At 60.8% G+C, this 20090-nt stretch carries 17 protein-coding genes; 7 read left to right on the top strand and 10 right to left on the bottom strand.

The features are described 5' to 3' along the window. Positions 1 to 84: 84 nt before the first annotated feature. Together AC07VO_RS18490 and quiC are read right to left on the bottom strand one after the other, a co-directional pair. Positions 85 to 762 (bottom strand): TetR/AcrR family transcriptional regulator, encoded by a 678-nt coding sequence (locus AC07VO_RS18490; protein WP_018925803.1) that lies wholly within the window; start codon positions 760 to 762, stop codon positions 85 to 87. 103 nt (positions 763 to 865) lie between these two features. After that, positions 866 to 2767: a 3-dehydroshikimate dehydratase QuiC gene (gene quiC, locus AC07VO_RS18485; RefSeq protein ID WP_064620527.1), complete on the bottom strand. Its 1902-nt coding sequence runs from the start codon at positions 2765 to 2767 to the stop codon at positions 866 to 868. 490 nt (positions 2768 to 3257) lie between these two features. On the opposite strand from quiC, the gene AC07VO_RS18480 reads away from it, so the two are divergent. Further along, positions 3258 to 4595 (top strand): MFS transporter, encoded by a 1338-nt coding sequence (locus AC07VO_RS18480; protein ID WP_018925801.1) that lies wholly within the window; start codon positions 3258 to 3260, stop codon positions 4593 to 4595. 97 nt (positions 4596 to 4692) lie between these two features. Continuing rightward, entirely contained in the window at positions 4693 to 6315 is a 1623-nt protein-coding gene (locus AC07VO_RS18475; RefSeq protein WP_086945921.1) for a methyl-accepting chemotaxis protein, read from the top strand. A 6-nt stretch (positions 6316 to 6321) separates the two neighbouring features. Here the strand turns inward: AC07VO_RS18475 and AC07VO_RS18470 are convergent, their stop codons facing one another. From AC07VO_RS18470 to AC07VO_RS18455, 4 genes are all read right to left on the bottom strand, one after another. Next, positions 6322 to 7200, bottom strand: coding sequence for a DMT family transporter (locus AC07VO_RS18470; RefSeq protein ID WP_018925799.1), 879 nt, complete (start codon positions 7198 to 7200; stop codon positions 6322 to 6324). Positions 7201 to 7374: 174 nt separating this feature from the next. After that, positions 7375 to 8190 carry a sugar phosphate isomerase/epimerase family protein gene (locus tag AC07VO_RS18465; RefSeq protein WP_064620536.1) on the bottom strand — a complete coding sequence of 272 codons (816 nt, stop codon included), beginning with the start codon at positions 8188 to 8190 and terminating at the stop codon, positions 7375 to 7377. A gap of 2 nt (positions 8191 to 8192) precedes the next feature. After that, the gene (locus AC07VO_RS18460) at positions 8193 to 9248 is read right to left on the bottom strand and encodes a Gfo/Idh/MocA family protein (protein WP_064620539.1); all 1056 of its coding nucleotides are present in this window, start codon (positions 9246 to 9248) and stop codon (positions 8193 to 8195) included. A gap of 145 nt (positions 9249 to 9393) precedes the next feature. After that, positions 9394 to 10170 (bottom strand): IclR family transcriptional regulator, encoded by a 777-nt coding sequence (locus tag AC07VO_RS18455; protein WP_018925796.1) that lies wholly within the window; start codon positions 10168 to 10170, stop codon positions 9394 to 9396. Between the two features lie 172 nt (positions 10171 to 10342). Here AC07VO_RS18455 and AC07VO_RS18450 point away from each other — a divergent pair, with 172 nt between their 5' ends. The 3 genes from AC07VO_RS18450 to AC07VO_RS18440 all read left to right on the top strand — a co-directional run bounded on the left by AC07VO_RS18450 (position 10343) and on the right by AC07VO_RS18440 (position 14106). Then, complete coding sequence (locus tag AC07VO_RS18450) at positions 10343 to 12055, top strand: FAD-dependent oxidoreductase (RefSeq protein WP_086945922.1); 1713 nt, start codon at positions 10343 to 10345, stop codon at positions 12053 to 12055. A gap of 195 nt (positions 12056 to 12250) precedes the next feature. Beyond that, positions 12251 to 13144: a KPN_02809 family neutral zinc metallopeptidase gene (ypfJ, locus tag AC07VO_RS18445; RefSeq protein WP_018925794.1), complete on the top strand. Its 894-nt coding sequence runs from the start codon at positions 12251 to 12253 to the stop codon at positions 13142 to 13144. Next, positions 13144 to 14106 carry an alpha/beta fold hydrolase gene (locus tag AC07VO_RS18440; RefSeq protein WP_086945923.1) on the top strand — a complete coding sequence of 321 codons (963 nt, stop codon included), beginning with the start codon at positions 13144 to 13146 and terminating at the stop codon, positions 14104 to 14106. The genes ypfJ and AC07VO_RS18440 overlap by 1 nt, the downstream gene beginning before the upstream one ends. Before the next feature lie 32 nt (positions 14107 to 14138). Here AC07VO_RS18440 and AC07VO_RS18435 read toward each other — a convergent pair whose 3' ends face one another. From AC07VO_RS18435 to AC07VO_RS18425, 3 genes are all read right to left on the bottom strand, one after another. Then, complete coding sequence (locus AC07VO_RS18435; RefSeq protein ID WP_086945924.1) at positions 14139 to 14732, bottom strand: HAD family hydrolase; 594 nt, start codon at positions 14730 to 14732, stop codon at positions 14139 to 14141. Beyond that, positions 14729 to 15598: an acyl-CoA thioesterase II gene (gene tesB / locus AC07VO_RS18430; RefSeq protein WP_086945925.1), complete on the bottom strand. Its 870-nt coding sequence runs from the start codon at positions 15596 to 15598 to the stop codon at positions 14729 to 14731. Before tesB ends, AC07VO_RS18435 begins: the two co-directional genes overlap by 4 nt. Positions 15599 to 15707: 109 nt before the next feature. Beyond that, entirely contained in the window at positions 15708 to 16277 is a 570-nt protein-coding gene (locus tag AC07VO_RS18425; protein ID WP_019581317.1) for a GNAT family N-acetyltransferase, read from the bottom strand. Positions 16278 to 16367: 90 nt separating this feature from the next. Here AC07VO_RS18425 and AC07VO_RS18420 point away from each other — a divergent pair, with 90 nt between their 5' ends. Together AC07VO_RS18420 and AC07VO_RS18415 are read left to right on the top strand one after the other, a co-directional pair. Continuing rightward, complete coding sequence (locus tag AC07VO_RS18420) at positions 16368 to 17288, top strand: histone deacetylase family protein (RefSeq protein WP_018925789.1); 921 nt, start codon at positions 16368 to 16370, stop codon at positions 17286 to 17288. Positions 17289 to 17473: 185 nt separating this feature from the next. Further along, positions 17474 to 18715 carry a TIGR03862 family flavoprotein gene (locus AC07VO_RS18415; RefSeq protein WP_176393362.1) on the top strand — a complete coding sequence of 414 codons (1242 nt, stop codon included), beginning with the start codon at positions 17474 to 17476 and terminating at the stop codon, positions 18713 to 18715. A 36-nt stretch (positions 18716 to 18751) separates the two neighbouring features. Here the strand turns inward: AC07VO_RS18415 and rhlE1 are convergent, their stop codons facing one another. Then, complete coding sequence (gene rhlE1 / locus AC07VO_RS18410) at positions 18752 to 20086, bottom strand: RNA helicase RhlE1 (protein WP_086945927.1); 1335 nt, start codon at positions 20084 to 20086, stop codon at positions 18752 to 18754. Positions 20087 to 20090: the final 4 nt, after the last annotated feature.

The raw sequence follows: 20090 nt of genomic DNA, 5'->3' as shown, positions 1-20090 counted from the left end.
CACTCGACAGCTCCTACAGGGGTATGGGTACTTGTAGGAGCTGTCGAGTGAAACGAGGCTGCGATCTTTTAAGGGCCCTGCAAATCAGGCCTGCAGATACCGCAACACCGACTCGCAGATCATTTCCCGATGACGCTGCTTGATACTTTCGTCCGGCAAGTCGATCTGAAAGATCTCACCAAAGGTATGACGGTTCGACACGCGATAGAAGCAAAACGAACTGATCAGCAGGTGCACATCCAGCGGATCGAGGCCGGCGCGGAATACACCCTCTGCGGCCCCGCGACGCAAAATCTCGCCCAGTGAATCGAGGATGGTGTTGTTCATCGCCTTGATCGCATCGGAGCGCTTCACATACTCAGCGTTGTGAATGTTCTCGATGCAGACGATACGCACGAAATCAACGTTGCGATCATGGTGGTCGAAGGTGAATTCCACCAACCGCCGAATCGCCTCCACCGGCGCCAGCTCGGCCAGGTGCAAGCGACTTTCGGTGCTGCGGATATCTCCGTAGAGTTTTTCCAGCACCTCGACGTAGAGCTGTTCCTTACTGCCGAAGTAGTAATAGATCATGCGTTTGGAGGTGTGGATGCGCTCGGCGATCGCATCGACGCGCGCACCGGAAAGCCCCTGCTGGACGAACTCGACAATGGCCTCTTGAAGGATGTTCTCGCGGGTTTTTTCCGGGTTGTTCTTGCGACTCTTGCGAGGCTCGGCAATTGGCTTTTCGGGCGCTACGGAGAGTTTTGAAATTATTGTCATTGCGGGCTCACGGCCATCACTGCACAAGTAGGCGATTATGGGCCGCTGCGCACAGTGAAGGAAGCCACGCGGCAGCGGTTTTGTACCCGTGTTTACGATTTTCCTACAACTTTGTCTGACGTACGCCACCACTTCGGGATTTGGCCATGGCCGCCAGTCGCACGGCTACGTTGGCCGCGCCGTACCCCGCATAGCCGTTTTTGCGCTGGATGATTTCAAAGAAAAACCGCCCTTCGAACGGCTCGGTGTACACGTGAAACAGCTCGCCACCCTGGGCATCACGGTCGTAGAGCACGTTGAAATACGCCAGCTCGCTGAGGAACTCGTCGTCGAAATCGAAGCGCGCGGCGAGGTCATCGTAGTAGTTGAGCGGGATATCCAGCAGCGGCACGCCCGCCTCCTTGGCACGGCTGACTTCGGCAAAGATGTCGTCGCAATCGAAAGCGATGTGATGCACACCGGAACCGCGATAACTCGACAGTGCGTGTGAGATCGCGGTGTTGCGATTCTCGGAAATGTTCAGCGGCAGGCGGATCGAACTGCAACGGCTGCGCAAGGCACGGCTCTTCACCAGACCATACGGGTCGGGCAGCACCACTTCATCGTCGGCTTCGAAATCCAGCAGGCTTTTATAGAACAACACCCAGCTGTCGAGGCTGTCGGCGGGCAGTGCCATGGCCATGTGGTCGATGCGCTTGAGGCCACCGCTGGCCACGGCCGCCGGTTGCAGATTGAAGTCGGTGCCATAGACGTCGGCGTCCTGGTCTACCAGGTAAATCAGACTGCCGTCCGGCGCACGCACGGCGGCGAGTTCCAGCTCATTGGGGCCTACCAGCCCGCGATACGGCTGGCCTTTGTAAGCCACGGCTCGGGCCAACGCACTGGCGCTGTCCTTGACCCGCACGGCGGTGGCGCACAGCGATGGCCCATGGGCCTCGAAAAAACTGTGGGCGAAGGAATAAGGTTCGGAGTTGAGGATCAGGTTGATATCGCCCTGACGCAACAGGCTGACACTCTTGGAACGGTGTTGCCCAGCCTTGACGAAACCCAGTCGCTCCAGCCAATGGGACAACTTCGCGCCGAGGCTTTCGTCCACGGCGAACTCAAGAAACTCGATGCCGTTGTATTCGCTGGCGCCTGGGGTATCGAACAGAATGTCGCGATTGGCCACAGGCGTGGCTTCCTGCTCCAGACGCTCGCGGGTTTTCTCTTCCAGGTACAGCAACGAACGCAAGCCGTCGGCGGCGTTGGCCCGGGGTGGCGCGGCGCGGAAACCGTCGTTGAAGATCTCCAGCGACAGCGGGCCTGTATAGCCGCTCTTGATGATCGGCGCGAGGAACCCCGGCAGATCGAACTCGCCCTGGCCGGGGAAACAACGGAAATGCCGGCTCCACTCCAGCACGTCCATGGCCAGGATCGGTGCATCGGCCATTTGCACGAAGAAGATCTTGTCACCGGGAATCTCGGCGATCGCCGTCGGGTCGCCCTTGAGCGACAGCGTATGGAAACTGTCCAGCAACACGCCGAGGTTCGGATGATCGGCCTGGCGAACGATGTTCCACACCTGTTGATACGTGTTCACGTGGCGGCCCCAGGCCAGCGCTTCGTAACCGATCCGCAAACCACGAGCGCCGGCCCGTTCGGCGAGCAGGCGCAAGTCGTCGACCAGGATCTGCTCATCGCCGATGGAGTCGGCCGAGGCGTTGCTGCACACCAGCACCAGGTCGGTGCCCAGCTCTTGCATCAAATCGAACTTGCGCTCGGCCCGCTCCAGATTGCGCGGCAGGCGATCGCGGCGGCAACCTTCGAAATCCCGAAAGGGTTGGAACAGTGTGATCGCAATCCCGAGATCAGCGCACATCTGCCTGATTTCCCGAGGGCTGCCGTCGTAGTAGAGAAGGTCGTTCTCGAAAATTTCCACCCCGTCAAAACCGGCGGCGGCGATGGCTTCTAGTTTTTCCGGCAGGGTACCGCTCAAGGAAACGGTGGCAATGGAACGCTGCATGTGTCGACTCCCGGTGGTGGGGACATTCTTGTTGGGCAAATTATTGGCTTGACGAATCCGCACAGCAATTCAAAGTGTACTACCCGGTTAGTTTTGCGGGCGATTATCGAACACAATGGCGGTTGGCGAATTGACGATTTTTCGTCCACTGCGCACCATCGACACCACATTGAGTCCGGTCACGACCCCATGGACTCGGTTACCAAAGACCCTGAACACCACATAAAAATTTCAAAAAACGGGTACACGCTCATGCGCTCATTCAACGCCTTGTTTGCTTGCTCCACCGATCTCACGCCAGACCTGGTGTCCATCCGAACCTTGCGCCCACTCGGCCGAACTGCGCCGCTCGCTGAATAAAACGTTGTCGTCGCCTGACGAAAACACCTCAGCCGATCAATCTCACCCGCGCCCGTCGCCATCGATTGATCACGCGCCCTTGAAGTCCCGACAAGCCTCGCTTGTCAGTCATTGAACGGATGGCACACACATGTTTCCTTCTCAAAGCTCTCGCGTGGCTTCGGCCCAAAGCGTCGCCACTGGCGGCATCGGCGACAAAATCCGCGGCGCCATGGCCGTCGGCAAAACCCGCTGGGGAATGCTGGCGCTGGTATTTTTCGCCACCACCCTGAACTACATCGACCGCGCCGCCCTGGGCGTCATGCAGCCGATCCTGGCCAAGGAACTGAGCTGGACGGCGATGGACTACGCCAACATCAACTTCTGGTTCCAGGTCGGCTACGCCGTCGGTTTCGTGCTGCAAGGCCGGTTGATCGACCGGGTCGGCGTGAAGCGCGTGTTCTTCTTCGCGGTACTGCTCTGGAGCCTGGCCACCGGCGCTCATGGCCTGGCCACTTCGGCGGCGGGTTTCATGGTCTGCCGGTTCATTCTCGGTCTGACCGAAGCCGCCAACTATCCGGCCTGCGTAAAAACCACACGGTTGTGGTTCCCGGCTGGCGAGCGCGCCGTGGCCACCGGTATTTTCAACGCCGGGACCAACGTCGGTGCGATGTTCACACCGATGCTGCTGCCACTGATTCTTCACGCTTGGGGCTGGCAAGCCGCGTTCCTGTGCATGGCGGCGCTGGGCGGCATCTGGTTGCTGTTCTGGGGCCTGAAGTACTTCAACCCGGAAGATCACCCGAGCGTTAAACAATCGGAACTGGACTACATCCAGAAGGAAGTCGAACCAGAACAATCCCGCGTACCGTTCTCGCGAATCCTGCGCATGCGTGGCACCTGGGCCTTCGCCCTCGCCTACTCGATCACCGCGCCGGTGTTCTGGTTCTACCTGTACTGGCTGCCGCCGTTCCTCAATCAGCAATACAACCTGGGGATCAACGTGACCCAGATGGGTATTCCGCTGATCATCATCTACCTCACGGCTGACTTCGGCAGCGTCGGCGGCGGGATCCTGTCTTCGTTCCTGATCGGTCGCGGGATCAACCCGATCAAGGCCCGACTGATGTCCATGTTCCTGTTCGCCTGCTGCATCATCGGCGTGGTCATGGCCGCCGGTTCGAGCAGCCTGTGGCTCGCAGTCTTCGCCATCTCCCTAGCCATTGGCGCGCACCAGGCCTGGACCGCGAACATCTGGAGCCTGGTGATGGACTACACGCCTAAACACATGATGAGTACGGTGTTCGGCTTCGGTGGCATGTGCGCGGCGATCGGCGGGATGTTCATGACCCAGTTGGTCGGCCACATTCTGACCATCACCAACAACAACTACACCGTGTTGTTCACCATCATTCCGGCGATGTACTTCATCGCGCTGACCTGGATGTACTTCATGGCACCGCGCAAGATTCCGACCGTAAAAGATTGATACACCACAAACGCAGGCCTGATCCCGGGCCTGCGTTTTTTTATGGCCGCGATTTATCCATTTCACCCTTTTTTTCTCACAGCCACAGAGGCACACCATGTCGCCAGGTAACTTGAGCATCGCCAAACGTGCCGTGATCAGCTTCGGCGTCATCGCCCTGCTGGTCCTGTTGCAGGGGCTGTTCGCCCTTAAACAGGTCGCGCAGGTTCGCGCCACCGGCCAGCACACTGAAAACGTCTCCCTGCCCAGCATTCGCCACCTGGGTGAAATCCGCGACTACATCCTGAGTATTCGCGTGCTCAGCCTGCGCATGGCGCTCAACCGCGATCCAAAGGTGCTCGATGCCACCGTCACACGCCTGCACCAAGTGCAGGGTTGGCTTGCAGAGACGCTGGAAAAATTCACTCCGCTGGTCGGTGATTACAACCGGGGGCCGTACGAAAAGTTCGTCGCCACCGTCACCAGCTACCGCCAGGCGCTGGCGCAATACGAAGCGCTGTCGCGGGAGAACCGCAGCGAAGAAATGACCGCGTTGCTCAATGGAAAAATCCAGGACTACTCGACCCAGACCGGTGACCAGTTCGCCGAATTGATGGCGCTTTCCGCCAACGAAGTCAGCCTGTCAGCCAACCAGGCTGACTCGCTCTACAACCAGGTAAAAATCACCGTGATCGGTGCGCTGATAGCGGTCGCACTCCTGACCCTGTGCCTGGCCTGGCTGTTGATTCGCAGCATCGTCCTGCCGATCCGTCAGGCGGTCGACGTGGCCGAGCAAGTGGCCGCCGGTGACCTGAGTCAACCGATCCGCAGCCACGGCGCCGATGAAACCGCACGCTTGCTTAAGGCACTGTCGGCCATGCAGACCAGCCTGCGGGAAACCCTGCAACTGATCAGCGGCACGTCGACCCAACTGGCGGCCGCCGCCCAGCAGATGAATCAGAGCACTCAGCAGGATTCCAGTCGGCTGCAACAGCAGCACAATGAAATCGAACAGGCCGCCACGGCCGTCAACGAAATGACCGTCGCGGTGGAAGAAGTGGCACGCAACGCGGTGTCGACTTCCGACAGCACCAGACAGTCCACACAGCAAGCCAATCAGGGCCAGGCCCGGGTGATTGAAACCCTGGATTCGATTCAGGCGATGAGCGGCAATGCGGGCATCGCGCTGCAACAGGTTCAGACCCTGGCCGAGCAGTCCCGGGAAATCGGCAAGGTGCTGGACGTGATCCGCGCCATCGCCGAACAGACCAACCTGCTCGCGCTCAATGCCGCCATCGAGGCTGCGCGAGCCGGTGAAGCCGGACGTGGCTTCGCGGTGGTGGCCGATGAAGTTCGGGCGCTGGCGCATCGCACTCAGCAATCAACCCGGGAGATCGAACAGATCATTGGCCGGGTTCAGGGCGATACCAACGGTGTGGTGATGTCGATGCACGACAACAGTCAGCGTGTCGCCGAAACCTTGTCGATTGCTGAACAGGCCGGACTGGCACTGGCAGAAATCACCCGGGCGATGGAGCAGATCCATGAACGTAACCTGGTGATCGCCAGCGCCTCGGAAGAACAGGCGCAGGTGGCCCGTGAGGTGGATCGTAATCTGCTGAACATCCGCGACCTGTCGCTGGAAAGCGCCGACGCCGCGACCCGGACCAGCGCCACCAGCCAGGAGTTGTCGCGACTGGCGGCAGGCCTGCAAAACCTGGTGGTGCGTTTCAAATTTTGACCGGGTTCAGCGGCGGCTTTGTTGCCACGCCGCCGCCAACCCGCTGCAGCAAATCACCGCGATCCCGACCACCGTGGTCAGGGTCGGCGTGTGAGAAAACAGCAACCAGCCGAGCAAACCGGCAAAGACAATCTGGCAATAGCCGAACGGTGCCAGCAGCGCGGGGGCGGCATGGCGGAACGCCTGGGTCAGAAACAGGTGCGCCGTCATCCCGCAGGCGCCCAGTGCAACCATCATCAATCCATGCCCAAGGCTTGGCACTTTCCAGAAAAACGGCACCAATGCGCTCATCACCAGGGTGTTGCACAGGCCGGCGAAGAAGTTACTGGTGGTCGGGCTGTCGACTTCACTGAGCTTGCGGGTGAGCAATTGATAGAAGCAGAAAAACAGTGCCGAGCAGAGCGGCAGCAAGACTGCTGGCGTGAACAGATCACCGCCGGGATGGACGATGATCAATACGCCGACAAATCCGCAAATCACTGCGATCCATTGGCCACGAGTGACCCGCTCACGCAGCAGTGGCACCGACAGCGCGGTGACCAGAACCGGAGCGAGAAAGTTGACCGCCGTGGCTTCGGCCAACGGGATGTACTGCAAACCAGTGGTGAAAAACAAACTGGTGCCCAACAGGCACAACGCCCTGAATAGCTGCAGCAACGGCCGTTTGGTGCGCAGGACTCGCAACCCCGATTGCGGCAGGAAAATCCCGGCCATCAGCAAAGTGTGAACCACATAACGGGCCCAGACCACCATGACGATCGGATAAAACCCCGATAGATATTTCGACAAGGCGTCGTGACTGGAAAACAGAAAGGTCGCGACAACGATCAGCAGAATCCCTTTGAAGGGTTGGTTTACACCAGAGAGCGGGGTGCTGATGGTCATGCAAGGCCTCTGTAATCAAATCAGAATGTGGCGAGGGAGCTTGCTCCCGCTGGACTGCGCAGCAGTCCCCAAATCAGCAAAGGTGTTCCGTCACTGCATATAACAGGTCGTTGACGACCGCTTCGCTGCCGAACGGGACGGTGCGGCGGTCCGACAAGCTCCCTTGCCACAGGTTCAAAGGCGCGCCAACAATTCCCGAGTCTTATCCAACGCCATCTGCGCCCGCTGCAACCCGCTCACGCCCTGCTCCAGCAACTTCACGGTGGGAATCTCCAGGCTTAACGGGATATCGGCCGGCAAACACTGCAACAACCCCGCCAGATCACAATCACCATCGCCCGGAAAACGCCGCTCGTTACGCGCCTGACGCAAAATCTCCGCCATGTCCGTTGGCCGTGGCCCCGCGACATCGCATAACTGCGTGTACCGTAACCGTGACGGGGCAACTTTGGCCAGATCTTCCAACCGCGAACCCGATCGGTCGAAATGGAACGCGTCCACCAACACCGCGCCGTTTTCACGGTCAGCGTTTTCGACGACGCGCACCGCTTGTTCGAGATTGCGTGCATCGGTCCATGGCATGAACTCCAGATGCGGATGCAGCCCGTAAGGTGCCGCCAGATCACACAGCCGGGCGAAGTTCTCGGTGAGTCGTTGTTCGTCGGGATCGTTACCGGCCACCAGCAATTCACTGGCACCCAATTGCGCCCCGACCGCCAGAATCTTCTCGAAGTCGGCGACGACGGTTTGCGGTTTAAGACGCAGGATTTCAACATCCAGCACACGAATGCCGGTGTCGTGCAGCCGCGCCAGCGTCTCACGCCGTAAACCGACATCGGCTACCAGCGCAAAGTGATGTTCTTCGGCTGTCGCCGGTTCAAGGCGTAGTCCGACATGGCTGTATCCTGCCCGTGCTGCGACTTCGACCATCTCCGGCGGAGACAACTCCAGCACCGTCAGGCTGGCCAGGGAAAAGATTCGCTCACTCATGCTCATCCCTCGATTGACATCGGGGTGCAGGCACGACCGGTTTCGGCGGCCTCGCGAATCGCCTCAACCAGCGCCAGGGTGCGCGCAGCATCGGCCGCGCTCACCAAGGGTTCGACTTCCCGACGCGCCACGCGCACGAAGTGCTGCAACTGCAAACGCAATGCTTCATCGACGCTGAAGCGTTCCTGTTCCGCCAGCAACGGTTGATGCCATCCGCCATCGACGTCGGCGTAGTGCCAGCGCTTGAGCTGCGGAATGCTCAATGCACCGCCCGTCCCGGCCAGCAAGTAACAGGGCTGATCGGCCTGGCGCGGATAGGCCGGATTCTCCCCGGAACCCAGCTCCCAACTCCAGGGCGCCGCCACCGCGTCGGAACCGGTCAGGCTGCCCAGCGCACCGTTGTCGAACTGCAGCAACACCGCCGCGCAATCTTCGTTGGCAAACCCGCGCACCGCATTGCTGGTGATTGCCTGCACCTGGCGCACTTCGCCGCACAGATGCCGCAGCAGGTCGAGGTCGTGAATCAGGTTGGTCAACAACATCCCCGCACCGGGCTCGCGGCGCCACGACGTTTCGAAATAGCTGTCGGGTTTGCGCAACTGCCAGAGCGCCGTCACCGTCGTCAGCTGCCCCAAAGCGCCACCCTGCACCAGTTCATGGGCGCGGACGATCAACGGATTATGCCGGCGATGGTGGCCGACCAGCACGGGAACTCCGGTGGCTTTTGACGCGGCCACCAGTTCGCGCGCTTCATCCAGGTGCACACCCACCGGTTTTTCCAGTAGCACCGGCACGCCGGCGGCGAGGCAATCGAGCGCCGTGCTGACGTGGAGCGTGTTCGGGTTGGCGACGATCACCGCGTCTGGCTTCGCCTGCTCCAGCATCTGACGGTGATCCGCGAAATACCCCACGCCCCATTCGCCCGCGAGGCCTGCCGCTTGTGGCCCGGGATCGGCTACCGCACACAACGTCGCTTGCGTCAGGGTTTGCAGATGCCGGTAATGCTGCTGGCCCATGTTGCCGGCACCGATCAGGGCGATGCGAAGGGGCGAAGTCATGCTGCGGTCCTCTTGTGATTATTGTCGGAGGGATGAATTCCAATAATTTAGAACCTGGTTCCAGATTCTTACAGGAGTAACGGCAACTTGTGTTCGAACAACGCACAGATTCGCATAGCCCACATATGGGTTTGTGCGGGCAGAATTAGACGAACAACTCCGAAGCCAGGCTTGCGGCAGACAGCTCCTCAGTGAACTTCAACAACAGCGGCGCCAGTTCATGCAACCGTGCCCCCGGCATCCGCGCGCTTGGCCCGGCAATGCTCAGCACACCGATCACTCGACCGTCGCCTGGGTGGCGCACCACCGCCGCAATCGCCGAGGTGCCCACTGCCGAACTCTCTTCGACCCAGGCGTAGCCCTGCTCTCGCGCCAGACGCAGGCGCTCCAGTAACTCAATGTTGGAACGCGGCGCGTTCGGCCCCAGGTCTTTCGGCCGTTCGCTCCCCTGACGCTCCACCAGCGACAACGCTTCGGCATCGCTCATGCACGCCAGCCATGCATGGCCCGACGCGGTGTAGAACAAGGGCGCATCACGGCCCATGTCCGGGTCGTAGCGCAGGCCCGAGCGGGCACCCTGAGACTTGGCGATCCAGACCTGGCGCTCGCCTTCAATAACGCCAAGGCGCACCAGCTCGCCGGTTTCCTCGGCCAGGCGATCGAGCACCGGTTGCACGATATCGGCGCCGCTGCTCGACAGGTAACGGAAACCCATCGCCACCAGTTTGGTTGACAGGTGATAGCGCAGGTTCTCCGGATTCTGTCGCACGTAACCCAGCCGAATCAGCTCGGTGAGCAGACGGTGGGTCGCGCTTTTGGGGATGTCCAGTTGCTCCGCCAACGTCTGCATCGGCAGGCCGCGAGGGTCACTGGTGAGGCTTTCCAGCACGCTGAAAACACGTTCGATCTGACTGCCGGCCATGGGGGGTTCCACTCGAAATTTTGCCGATTCTAAAAGACAAACCACGTAATGCGAAATCTGGAACCCGCTGTCCGATAACCGCCCTCTTTACGCAGTGAATGGTTGCCGGGATCAATCAAGCCTTTATATTTTCTGGAATCAAATTCCAAAAATAACCTGGAGCTTTTAAACGATGCCTGCCGACTCTCCCCTCCTTGCGGACATCGAATGCGATGTGCTGATCGTCGGCTCCGGTGCGGCCGGATTGTCCGCAGCTGTAACCGCAGCCTGGCATGGCTTGAAAGTGATCGTGGTCGAGAAAGACCCGGTGTTCGGCGGCGCCACGGCGTGGTCCGGCGGATGGGCCTGGGTGCCGTGCAATCCTCTGGCGCGTCGTGCCGGCATCGTTGAAGACGTCGAGCAACCGCGCACTTACCTGAAGCACGAATTGGGTGAGCGTTACGATCCGGCGATGATCGACGCGTTCCTTGAGGCTGGCCCGCGAATGGTCGCGTTCTTCGAGCAACACACTGCCCTGCAATTCGCCGATGGCAACGCCATCGCCGACATTCATGGCGACACGCCGGGCGCCGGCACCGGCGGACGGTCGGTGATCGCTGCGCCTTATGACGGACGAAAAGTCGGCAAGCTACTGAAGCGCCTTCGCAAAACCATGCGGGAAACTTCGTTCATGGGCATGCCGATCATGGCGGGGGCGGACCTGAGCGCATTTCTCAACCTGACGCGCTCTTTGCCCGCGGCATGGCACGTGACCCGGCGCTTCACCCGGCACTTGTTCGACCTCGTTGTTCATGGTCGGGCGATGCAACTGGTCAACGGCGTGGCGCTGGTTGCGCGGTTGGCAAAGTCCGCCGAAGACCTGGGCGTCTTGCTCTGGGAATCGGCACCGGTGACCGAGTTGCTTCGCGAAGGCGATCAGGTGCAAGGCGCGATCGTCAGTACCGCCAAAGGCAATATCCGCATCCATGCACGCAAGGCCGTGGTGCTCGCGACCGGAGGTTTCGCCAATGATATCGAGCGACGCAAGGCATTGTTCCCCCGCACACCAACCGGCAACGAACACCTGGCGCTGCCGCCTCTCGGCGTCGCCGGTGATGGTTTGCGATTGGGCGAAAGCGCCGGTGCGCGGGTCAACACCGACATGGCATCGCCCGTGGCCTGGGCGCCGGTTTCGCAAGTGCCGCACAGTGACGGCAGCATCGGCCACTTCCCGCACATCATCGAACGCGGCAAACCGGGGATCATCGGTGTGCTGAGCAACGGCCGGCGCTTCGTCAACGAAGCCGACGGCTACTACGACTACGTGACGGCCATGGTCGCCGCCGCACCGCTGGGCGAAGAAGTCGCCTCCTGGCTGATCTGCACTCATGGTTTTCAACGGCGTTATGGCCTGGGAATTTCTCGGCCGTTTCCGGTGCCGCTGTCATCCTTTATCCGCAGCGGTTATCTGAAAACCGGCAACACTGTCGAGGAATTGGCCCTGGCCTGCGGCATCGACCCAAACGGATTGCGCAGCACGGTGGATGAATACAACCGGTGTGCGCGCAACGGCGAAGATCCGTTGTTCGGTCGTGGCTCGACGCCCTACAACCGCAAACAGGGCGATGCGTTGCAGCAACCCAACCCGTGCGTCGCGCCGATTGAACAAGGCCCGTTCTACGCCGTGAAGGTCCAGCCTGGCTGCTTTGGCACCTTCGCCGGGCTCAAGGTCAATGAACATGCCCAGGTTCTTGGCGAGTCGGGGCAGGCCATCGCCGGGTTGTATGCAGCGGGCGGCGACATGGCCAGCATCATGGGCGGGCACTATCCCGCCGGCGGTATCAATCTCGGCCCGGCGCTGACCTTCGGCTACATCGCTGCCCGGCATATCGCCGATATAGAGTGAGTTTGATCAGTGATTCTCGAGACAAGCATTCGCCCACTCGGTAAAAACCTGTCGCCCTGAAGGAATTCGCTGGGCTATCCGTGTTCAATACAAGTCTGAAATGTTCCGTGCGCAGTAAAAGACAGACGACCGGACTGGCGCCGCTCTCTCTGACCAGCAACACTCATCACCATATTCCAACGAGGACTCACCCCCATGCTATGGAAAAAAGGCCGACGCAGCGACAACGTGGTCGATGCCCGTGGCGATGATGTCGGCGGTGGGGGTGGCGGGATGCGCTTCGGCGGGGGCAAGGGCCTGAGCCTGACCGCGATCCTGTTGATCGTCGGGATCGGCTGGATCACCGGCCAGGACCCGATGCAGATCCTCGGTCAATTGACCGGACAAATGAGCGAGCAATCGGCTCCGGCCACCACCCACACCCGCAAGGCACCGCCGGCCAATGATGAAAACGCCGAATTCGTGCGCTCGATCCTCGGCGACACCGAAGACACCTGGGGCCAGATTTTCCAGCAGGCCGGTCGGCAATATAAAGACCCGACCCTGGTGCTGTTCAGCAATCAGGTGAACTCGGCGTGCGGATTGGCGACATCGGCGACTGGTCCGTTCTATTGCCCGGCAGACCAGAAGGTCTACCTGGACATGGGTTTCTTCCAGGAAATGTCCCAGCGTTTTTCCGCCGCAGGTGATTTCGCCCAGGCCTACGTGATCGCTCACGAAGTCGGACACCACGTGCAGACCTTGCTCGGCGTTTCGGCGAAGATTCAGACCGCCCGGCAGCAGGGCCGGCAAATGGAGGGCGACGGTGGTTTGCTGGTGCGTCAGGAACTGCAGGCCGATTGCCTGGCCGGGGTCTGGGCCAACATTGCGCAGAAGCGCCTGAACTGGCTGGAACCCGGTGACATCGAAGAAGCCTTGAACGCCGCCAACGCCATCGGCGATGACCGCTTGCAGCAGCAAGGTCAGGGCCGCGTGGTACCGGACTCGTTCACTCATGGTACGTCAGCGCAAAGGGTGCGCTGGTTCAAAGCCGGATTTGCACAAGGCCAGGTTGGCCAGTGCGATACCTTTGCCGCGAAGAATCTGTAATGCACAAGTGGTTGTTAGCTCTGTTGATCACCTGCACAAGCGCCCAGGCTGCCGAGCAGGGGGTCAAGGAGATCAGTTCCGGGCGCCTGCTGTTGAGCGCCGGCGAAATCGCGGTGGGCATCGGCCCGACACCGGCGAAGAATATCGAACGAGTGCTGATCATCATTCATGGTCGTTTGCGCAACGCTGAAACCTACCGCCAGAGCGCCGAGCACGCGGCCCAGCAAGCCGGGCAAAGCGATAACACCCTGGTGCTCGCCCCACAGTTTCTCAATGAAACCGACATCGCGAGCCACCCGGTGCCTGACAGCGTTTTACGCTGGCACGGCAATGACTGGATGGCTGGCGGGTTATCCACCGCGCCGTTTACGCTGAGCTCCTACGCGGCGCTCGACGAAATCATCGCTCGCCTGGGTGATCGGCGACAGTTTCCGGACGTGAAGCAAATCGTCATTGCCGGTCACTCGGGCGGCGCCCAGGTAGTTCAGCGTTACGCCATGTTGAGCCACCCTCAGCCAGCCCTCGACACAGCAGGGGTAAAGGTGCGTTATGTGATCGCCAATCCTTCGTCGTATGCCTATTTCAATGAGCAACGACCAGTGGCGTTCAGTCACGCGGGGTGTCCGAACTTCAATCGCTGGAAGTATGGGCTGGCGGACTTGCCCGCCTATGCCAATGGGCAAACGCCTGCGCAGATGGAAGAAAACTACGTCAAACGCGACATCGTTTATTTGCTCGGGCAGCAGGACATCGACCCGAATCACCCGGCGCTGGATAAAAGTTGCGAAGCCAAAGCCCAGGGCGCTTCTCGTTTGATTCGCGGGCGCAATTATTTCAATTATCTGAAACGGCGCCATCCTCAAGGGTTGAGTCAGCAGCTGATCGAAGTGCCCGGCGTCGGGCACAATGGGGACGGGATGTTTACCTCGCCCGAGGGGCAGAAGGCGTTGTTCGGGCAGTGAGTTTTGGGGCGTCTGATCGGACGCCCAATCTCTCAAGCCGAAAGCAGCTGCCGCAATTCCACGCAATCGCGCGCATGCCAATCAGTCAATTCCGGCCACGGATTATCCGGCAGGTTCACCAACACCGTCCGCGTCCCCGCCGCCCGGCCGCAATCCAGGTCGAAGCGGTAATCACCGACCATCACCATTTCACTCGCCGGCACCTTCCAGGCCTCGGCCAGTTTCAGTAAACCACCGGGATGCGGTTTGGGCGGCGCTTCATCGCGGCCCAATACATCCTCCACCGCAAAGCAATCGGCCAGGCCAATCGCCTCCAGCGTGACATGGGCCAGCTCACGGGCATTGCGCGTGAGAATGCCCAGGCGATAGCCACGCCCGGCCAACTCACGCACCAGTTCCACCGCACCCGGCGCCGGTTTCGAACCCCGCGCCAGATCCCGCTCATGCTCCAGCAGCCACGCATGTTTGGCCGCCGCTTCTTCGGCCGGCAACGCCGCGAGGTGGGTCAGGATGTCGTGCTCTGCAGGAATCGCCAACGCCACGCGGATCGCCGCGAAGTCATGCACGGCCACGGTCAGGGTGCCGTCCATGTCGAACACCCAGTGCCGCACTTCGGCCAGGCTCATATCCAGTCCTTGCGATGACGAATCAGGCCTTCCTGAGTGACCGAGGCCACCAGTTGCCCGGCACGGTTGAACACGCTGCCACGGGAGAATCCACGCGAGTTACCGGCCCACGGGCTGTCCATGGCGTACAGCAACCAGTCATCGGCGCGCAGGTCGGCGTGGAACCACAACGCATGATCAAGGCTGGCGACCTGCATGTCTTTCTGCCAGACCGATTTGCCATGGGGCAGCATCGAGGTGGTCAACAGGCCGAAGTCCGACGCATAGGCCAGCAGGTATTTGTGCAGCGCTGGAGTGTCAGCCAACGCACCATCGGCGCGGAACCAGACGTATTTGACCGGATCGGCAGGCTGCGGGTTGTAGGGGTCTTTTTCGGTCACCGGCCGGAATTCGATCGGTTTCGGGCACAGCAGTTTTTCGCGCATGTGCTCCGGGATCAGGTGTGCGCGCTGCTGAGTGAGTTCCAGCTCCGACGGCAGGTTCTCCGGGCCGACCACTTGCGGCATTTGGCTCTGATGCTGGAAGCCCTCTTCGTCGTACTGGAACGAGGCGCTGCAGGTGAAAATCGGGTTGCCCTTCTGGATCGCCGTCACCCGGCGCGTGCTGAAACTGCCGCCATCGCGCACCCGATCGACCTGATACACCACCGGCAACTTCGCATCGCCCGGACGCAGGAAGTAACCGTGCATCGAGTGCACATGGCGTGTCTCTTCGACTGTCTGACTGGCCGCCGACAGGGACTGGCCGAGCACCTGGCCGCCGAACAACTGACGGAAACCCAGGTCCTGGCTGCGGCCACGGAACAGGTTTTCTTCAATCGGTTCCAGGGTCAGCAGGTCTACCAGATCTTCCAACACTTGGCTCATTCAGACTCTCCTCACACAGAGCAATAATGCCGCGCAGTCTTGGCTGCGGCGGTCGATTCAGTTTATGGCCCGGCTCAACATGAGGGCCATTGTAAACGTCCGTGCCTGCTTATCCATGCAAGGTTTGCAGCCATTGCTCACGGGTGATGCGATACAACACGTGCGGGCGCAGCGGATGATCCTCTGCAAGCCGCGGGTGCTCGAAGTCATCGGCGGGGGCATGGTGCATGCCGATCGCCTGCATGACTTTTTGCGAAGGCAGGTTGGTTTCGGTGGTGAACGCCACGACCTCTTGCAGCGCCAAGCGATCAAACCCGCAACGCAGAGCGGTCCATGCCGCCTCGCTGGCATAACCCAGGCCCCAGTGCTCGCGCGCCAGGCGCCAGCCGATTTCGATGGCTGGCGTGAACGGTGCGTCAAAGCCGACCACACTCAGCCCGGTAAACCCGATGAACGCTCCGGTGTCCTTGCGCTCCAGTGCCCAGAGGCCGAAGCCATACTCGGCAAAATGCCCGCGAACCCGCCCTATCAGCGAGGCACTTTCCAGCCGACTCAAGGGCGCCGGAAAATAACGCATCACCTGTGGATCGGCGCACATCGCCGCAAACGCCGGCAAATCCTCATCGCGCCACTGCCGTAATGACAGTCGCGCGCTTTCGAGTTCCAGTATCGGCTCCATCGTGCCCCTCCCCTCGGTTTCCATGCCGCAAGTCTACATCGCTGGTAGGATCGTTCACTCATTCCTACATGCTTCCCCGATAAATCAGCCATGCCCCTGCCCCTGATCTACCACGAAGACTACAGTCCCGAGTTCCCGGCGGATCACCGCTTCCCCATGGACAAGTTTCGCCTGCTGCGCGATCACCTGGTGGACAGTGGCCTGACCCGCGACGCCGATCTGCTGCGCCCGGACCTGTGCCCGGCGGATATTCTCGCCCTCGCTCATGACCCTGCGTACATCGAACGCTACATGGGTGGCGAGTTGTCCCGCGAAGACCAGCGGCGCCTCGGCCTGCCCTGGAGCGAAGCACTGGCCCGGCGCACCGTGCGGGCGGTCGGCGGTTCGCTGCTGGCGGCCGAACAGGCGCTGGAACATGGCTTGGCTTGTCACCTGGCCGGCGGCACGCACCACGCGCATTACGATCACCCTGCCGGGTTCTGCATCTTCAATGACCTGGCGGTGATCAGCCATTACCTGCTGGAAAGTGGCCGGGTGAATCGGGTGTTGATCTTCGATTGCGATGTGCATCAGGGCGACGGGACTGCACGAATCCTGCACAACACCCCGGAAGCGGTGACCGTTTCCCTACACTGCGAAAAGAATTTTCCTGCACGCAAAGCCGAAAGCGACTGGGACATCCCGTTGCCGATGGGCATGGGCGACGCCGATTACCTGAAGGTGGTGGACGATGCGCTCAACTATTTGCTGCCGCTCTATCAACCGGATCTGGTGCTGTACGACGCCGGTGTCGATGTGCACAAGGACGACGCCCTGGGTTATCTGAAGCTGACCGACGAAGGCGTCGCCGCTCGTGATGAAAGCGTGATGCGCCATTGCCTGGGCCGGGATATTCCGGTGGTCGGCGTGATCGGCGGCGGCTACAGCAAGGACCGCAAGGCTCTGGCGCGCCGTCATGGCATCCTCCATCACAGCGCCCAACGGGTGTGGCAGTCATCAGGTTGTCATTGATGTGTGAGTCTTTACCCACAATGCCTGTGGAACCGCCTGTGGATAACCTGAGTGAAAGGGCCTGCAGCCCATGCGGGGTATAGGTTACAGAGCGGTGGTTGTTTTTTAACCAGCCCTCGAATCCTCCCACAGGGAGCAGGGCTGGTAGAATGCGCGGCTTATTCCGCCACGCCGCAGCTCTCGCCATGACCCAGCCCTCCACTTCCCTCCCCCCTCACGTCGCCATCATCGGCGGCGGCCCCGCCGGCTTGATGGCGGCTGAAGTGTTGAGCCAGGCCGGGATCAAGGTCGACCTGTACGACGGCATGCCTTCAGTGGGGCGAAAATTCCTGCTCGCCGGGGTCGGCGGCATGAACATCACCCACTCCGAGGCCTACCCGGCATTTCTCTCACGCTATGCCGAACGGGCGCCGCGGATCGCCCCGCTGTTACGCTCGTTCGGCGCCGAAGCCTTGTGCCAATGGATTCATGACCTGGGCATCGAAACTTTTGTCGGCAGCTCCGGCCGGGTGTTTCCCACCGACATGAAAGCCGCGCCCCTGTTGCGTGCCTGGCTCAAACGCCTGCGCGATGCCGGCGTAGTTATCCACACCCGCCATCGCTGGCTCGGTTGGGATAACAACGGTGATTTGCTAATCGACAGCCCCGAAGGCGAAAAAACCGTTCACGCGGATGCGAGCCTGCTGGCACTCGGCGGTGGAAGCTGGTCGCGTCTCGGCTCGGACGGTGCCTGGATGCTGCCGCTGGAACAGCGCGGTGTAGGGCTGGCGCCATTGCAACCGAGCAATTGCGGCTTCGAGGTGCAGGCCTGGAGCGAATTGATGGTCAGCAAATTCGCCGGCAGCCCGCTGAAAAACATCGCCATCGGCCTCAATGACGACGTACCGCGACTCGGCGAGTGTGTGATCACTGCCACGGGAATTGAGGGCAGCTTGATCTACGCCCTGTCGGCAGCGATCCGCGAAGCGATCAATCAACATGGCTCGGCAACCGTTCACCTCGATCTGTTGCCGGGCAAGCCTGTGGATAAAATCCAGGCGGCGCTGAGCAAACCGCGCGGCTCACGCTCCATGGCCAAACACCTGCACAGTCAGCTTGGGCTAGATGGCGTGAAAGCAGCATTGTTGCGGGAATTGACACCGGCTGACTGTTTTGCCGATCCGGCCCTGCTGGCCAAAGCAATCAAGGCATTGCCGCTGACGCTGGTGAAAACCCGGCCATTGGACGAAGCCATCAGCAGTGCCGGTGGCGTGATGTTCGAGGCGATGGATGAACGTTTGATGCTCAAGCAACTACCCGGCGTGTTCTGCGCAGGGGAAATGCTCGATTGGGAAGCGCCGACCGGCGGCTATCTACTGACCGCGTGTTTCGCCAGTGGGCGAGCGGCGGGGTTGGGGATGGTGGAGTGGTTGAAGCACCGACACTGATCGTTCCCACACTGCGTGGGAACAATCTTCAGAGGATCAAGGCTTACGCTTACGCGGCCCGGTATTGAACACCGGCACTTTACGCACCGGCTTGATCGAAGGCTCCGGCGCCGACGCCTCACCGCTCTCGACCCATTTACCCAGGTTGCGCTTGCCGCCACCAGAGGTTTTGGGCTTCTTCGGTTTTTTCGGCTTCTTGATCACCTGACCGCTGGCATCGGTATCCGGCACGCGGTGTTCAGGTTCGAAGTCCGGCTCCATCTGGCGAGTCAACGTCTGACGGGTCAGCATCTCGATGGCTGACAGTTGATTCACTTCATCAGCGCAGACCAGCGAAATAGCCTGCCCGGTTGCGCCCGCACGGCCGGTACGACCGATGCGGTGGATGTAGTCTTCTGCCACGATCGGCAGGTCAAAGTTGACCACCAATGGCAAATCTTCGATATCCAGGCCACGGGCAGCCACGTCGGTGGCCACGAGGATCTGCACTTCGCTGGCCTTGAAGCGATCCAGCGCCCGCTGGCGAGTTGCCTGGGGTTTGTCGCCGTGGATGCCGTCGGCATTGACGCCCAGGCCCTGGAGTTTTTCCACCAACGCGTCTACGCCGTTACGGGTCTTGGCGAACACCAGCACCTGCTTCCACTTGCCCTTGCGCATCAAGTGAATGAACAGCTCCGGCTTGCGCTTTTTATCCACCGTCACCACCCATTGCTTGACGGTGTTGGCGGCCACGTTACGCGGGCTGACTTCGATGCTCAGCGGGTCGTTGAGCATTTGCCCGGCCAGCATGCGGATCGCATCGGAGAAGGTCGCGGAGAACAGCAGCGTCTGACGTCTCGAGGGCAGGGCTTTATAGATATTCCCCAGCTCCTCGGAAAAGCCCAGATCGAGCATGCGATCGGCTTCGTCCAGCACCAGGGTTTGCAGCTGGTTGAACTTGAGCGCGTTCTGACGGAACAGGTCGAGCAAACGGCCCGGGGTCGCCACCAACAGGTCGACGCCTTTGCGCAGTTTCATCATTTGCGGGTTGATGCTGACGCCGCCGTACACCGCGTAGGTGCTCAACGGCAGGTTCTCGGCATACTGGCGCACGGCTTCGTGAACCTGTTCGGCCAGTTCGCGGGTCGGCACCAGAATCAGCGCGCGCACGGAGTTGGCGCTGACTTTCGGCCCTTCCATGGCCAGCAATTGCAGCAGCGGCAAGGCGAAACCGGCGGTTTTGCCGGTGCCGGTCTGGGCCGCGGCCATCAGGTCGCGACCGGCCAGCACCGCCGGAATCGCTTGCGCCTGAACCGGCGTCGGGGTCTGGTAGCCGAGCGTCTCGAGGGCGCGCAGCAAGGGTTCGATCAGGCCAAGGGTGGCGAAAGTCATGGGA

This window comes from Pseudomonas sp. GW821-FHT03E01, from assembly GCF_059420765.1.
This window is presented reverse-complemented; position numbering and strand designations above follow the sequence as displayed.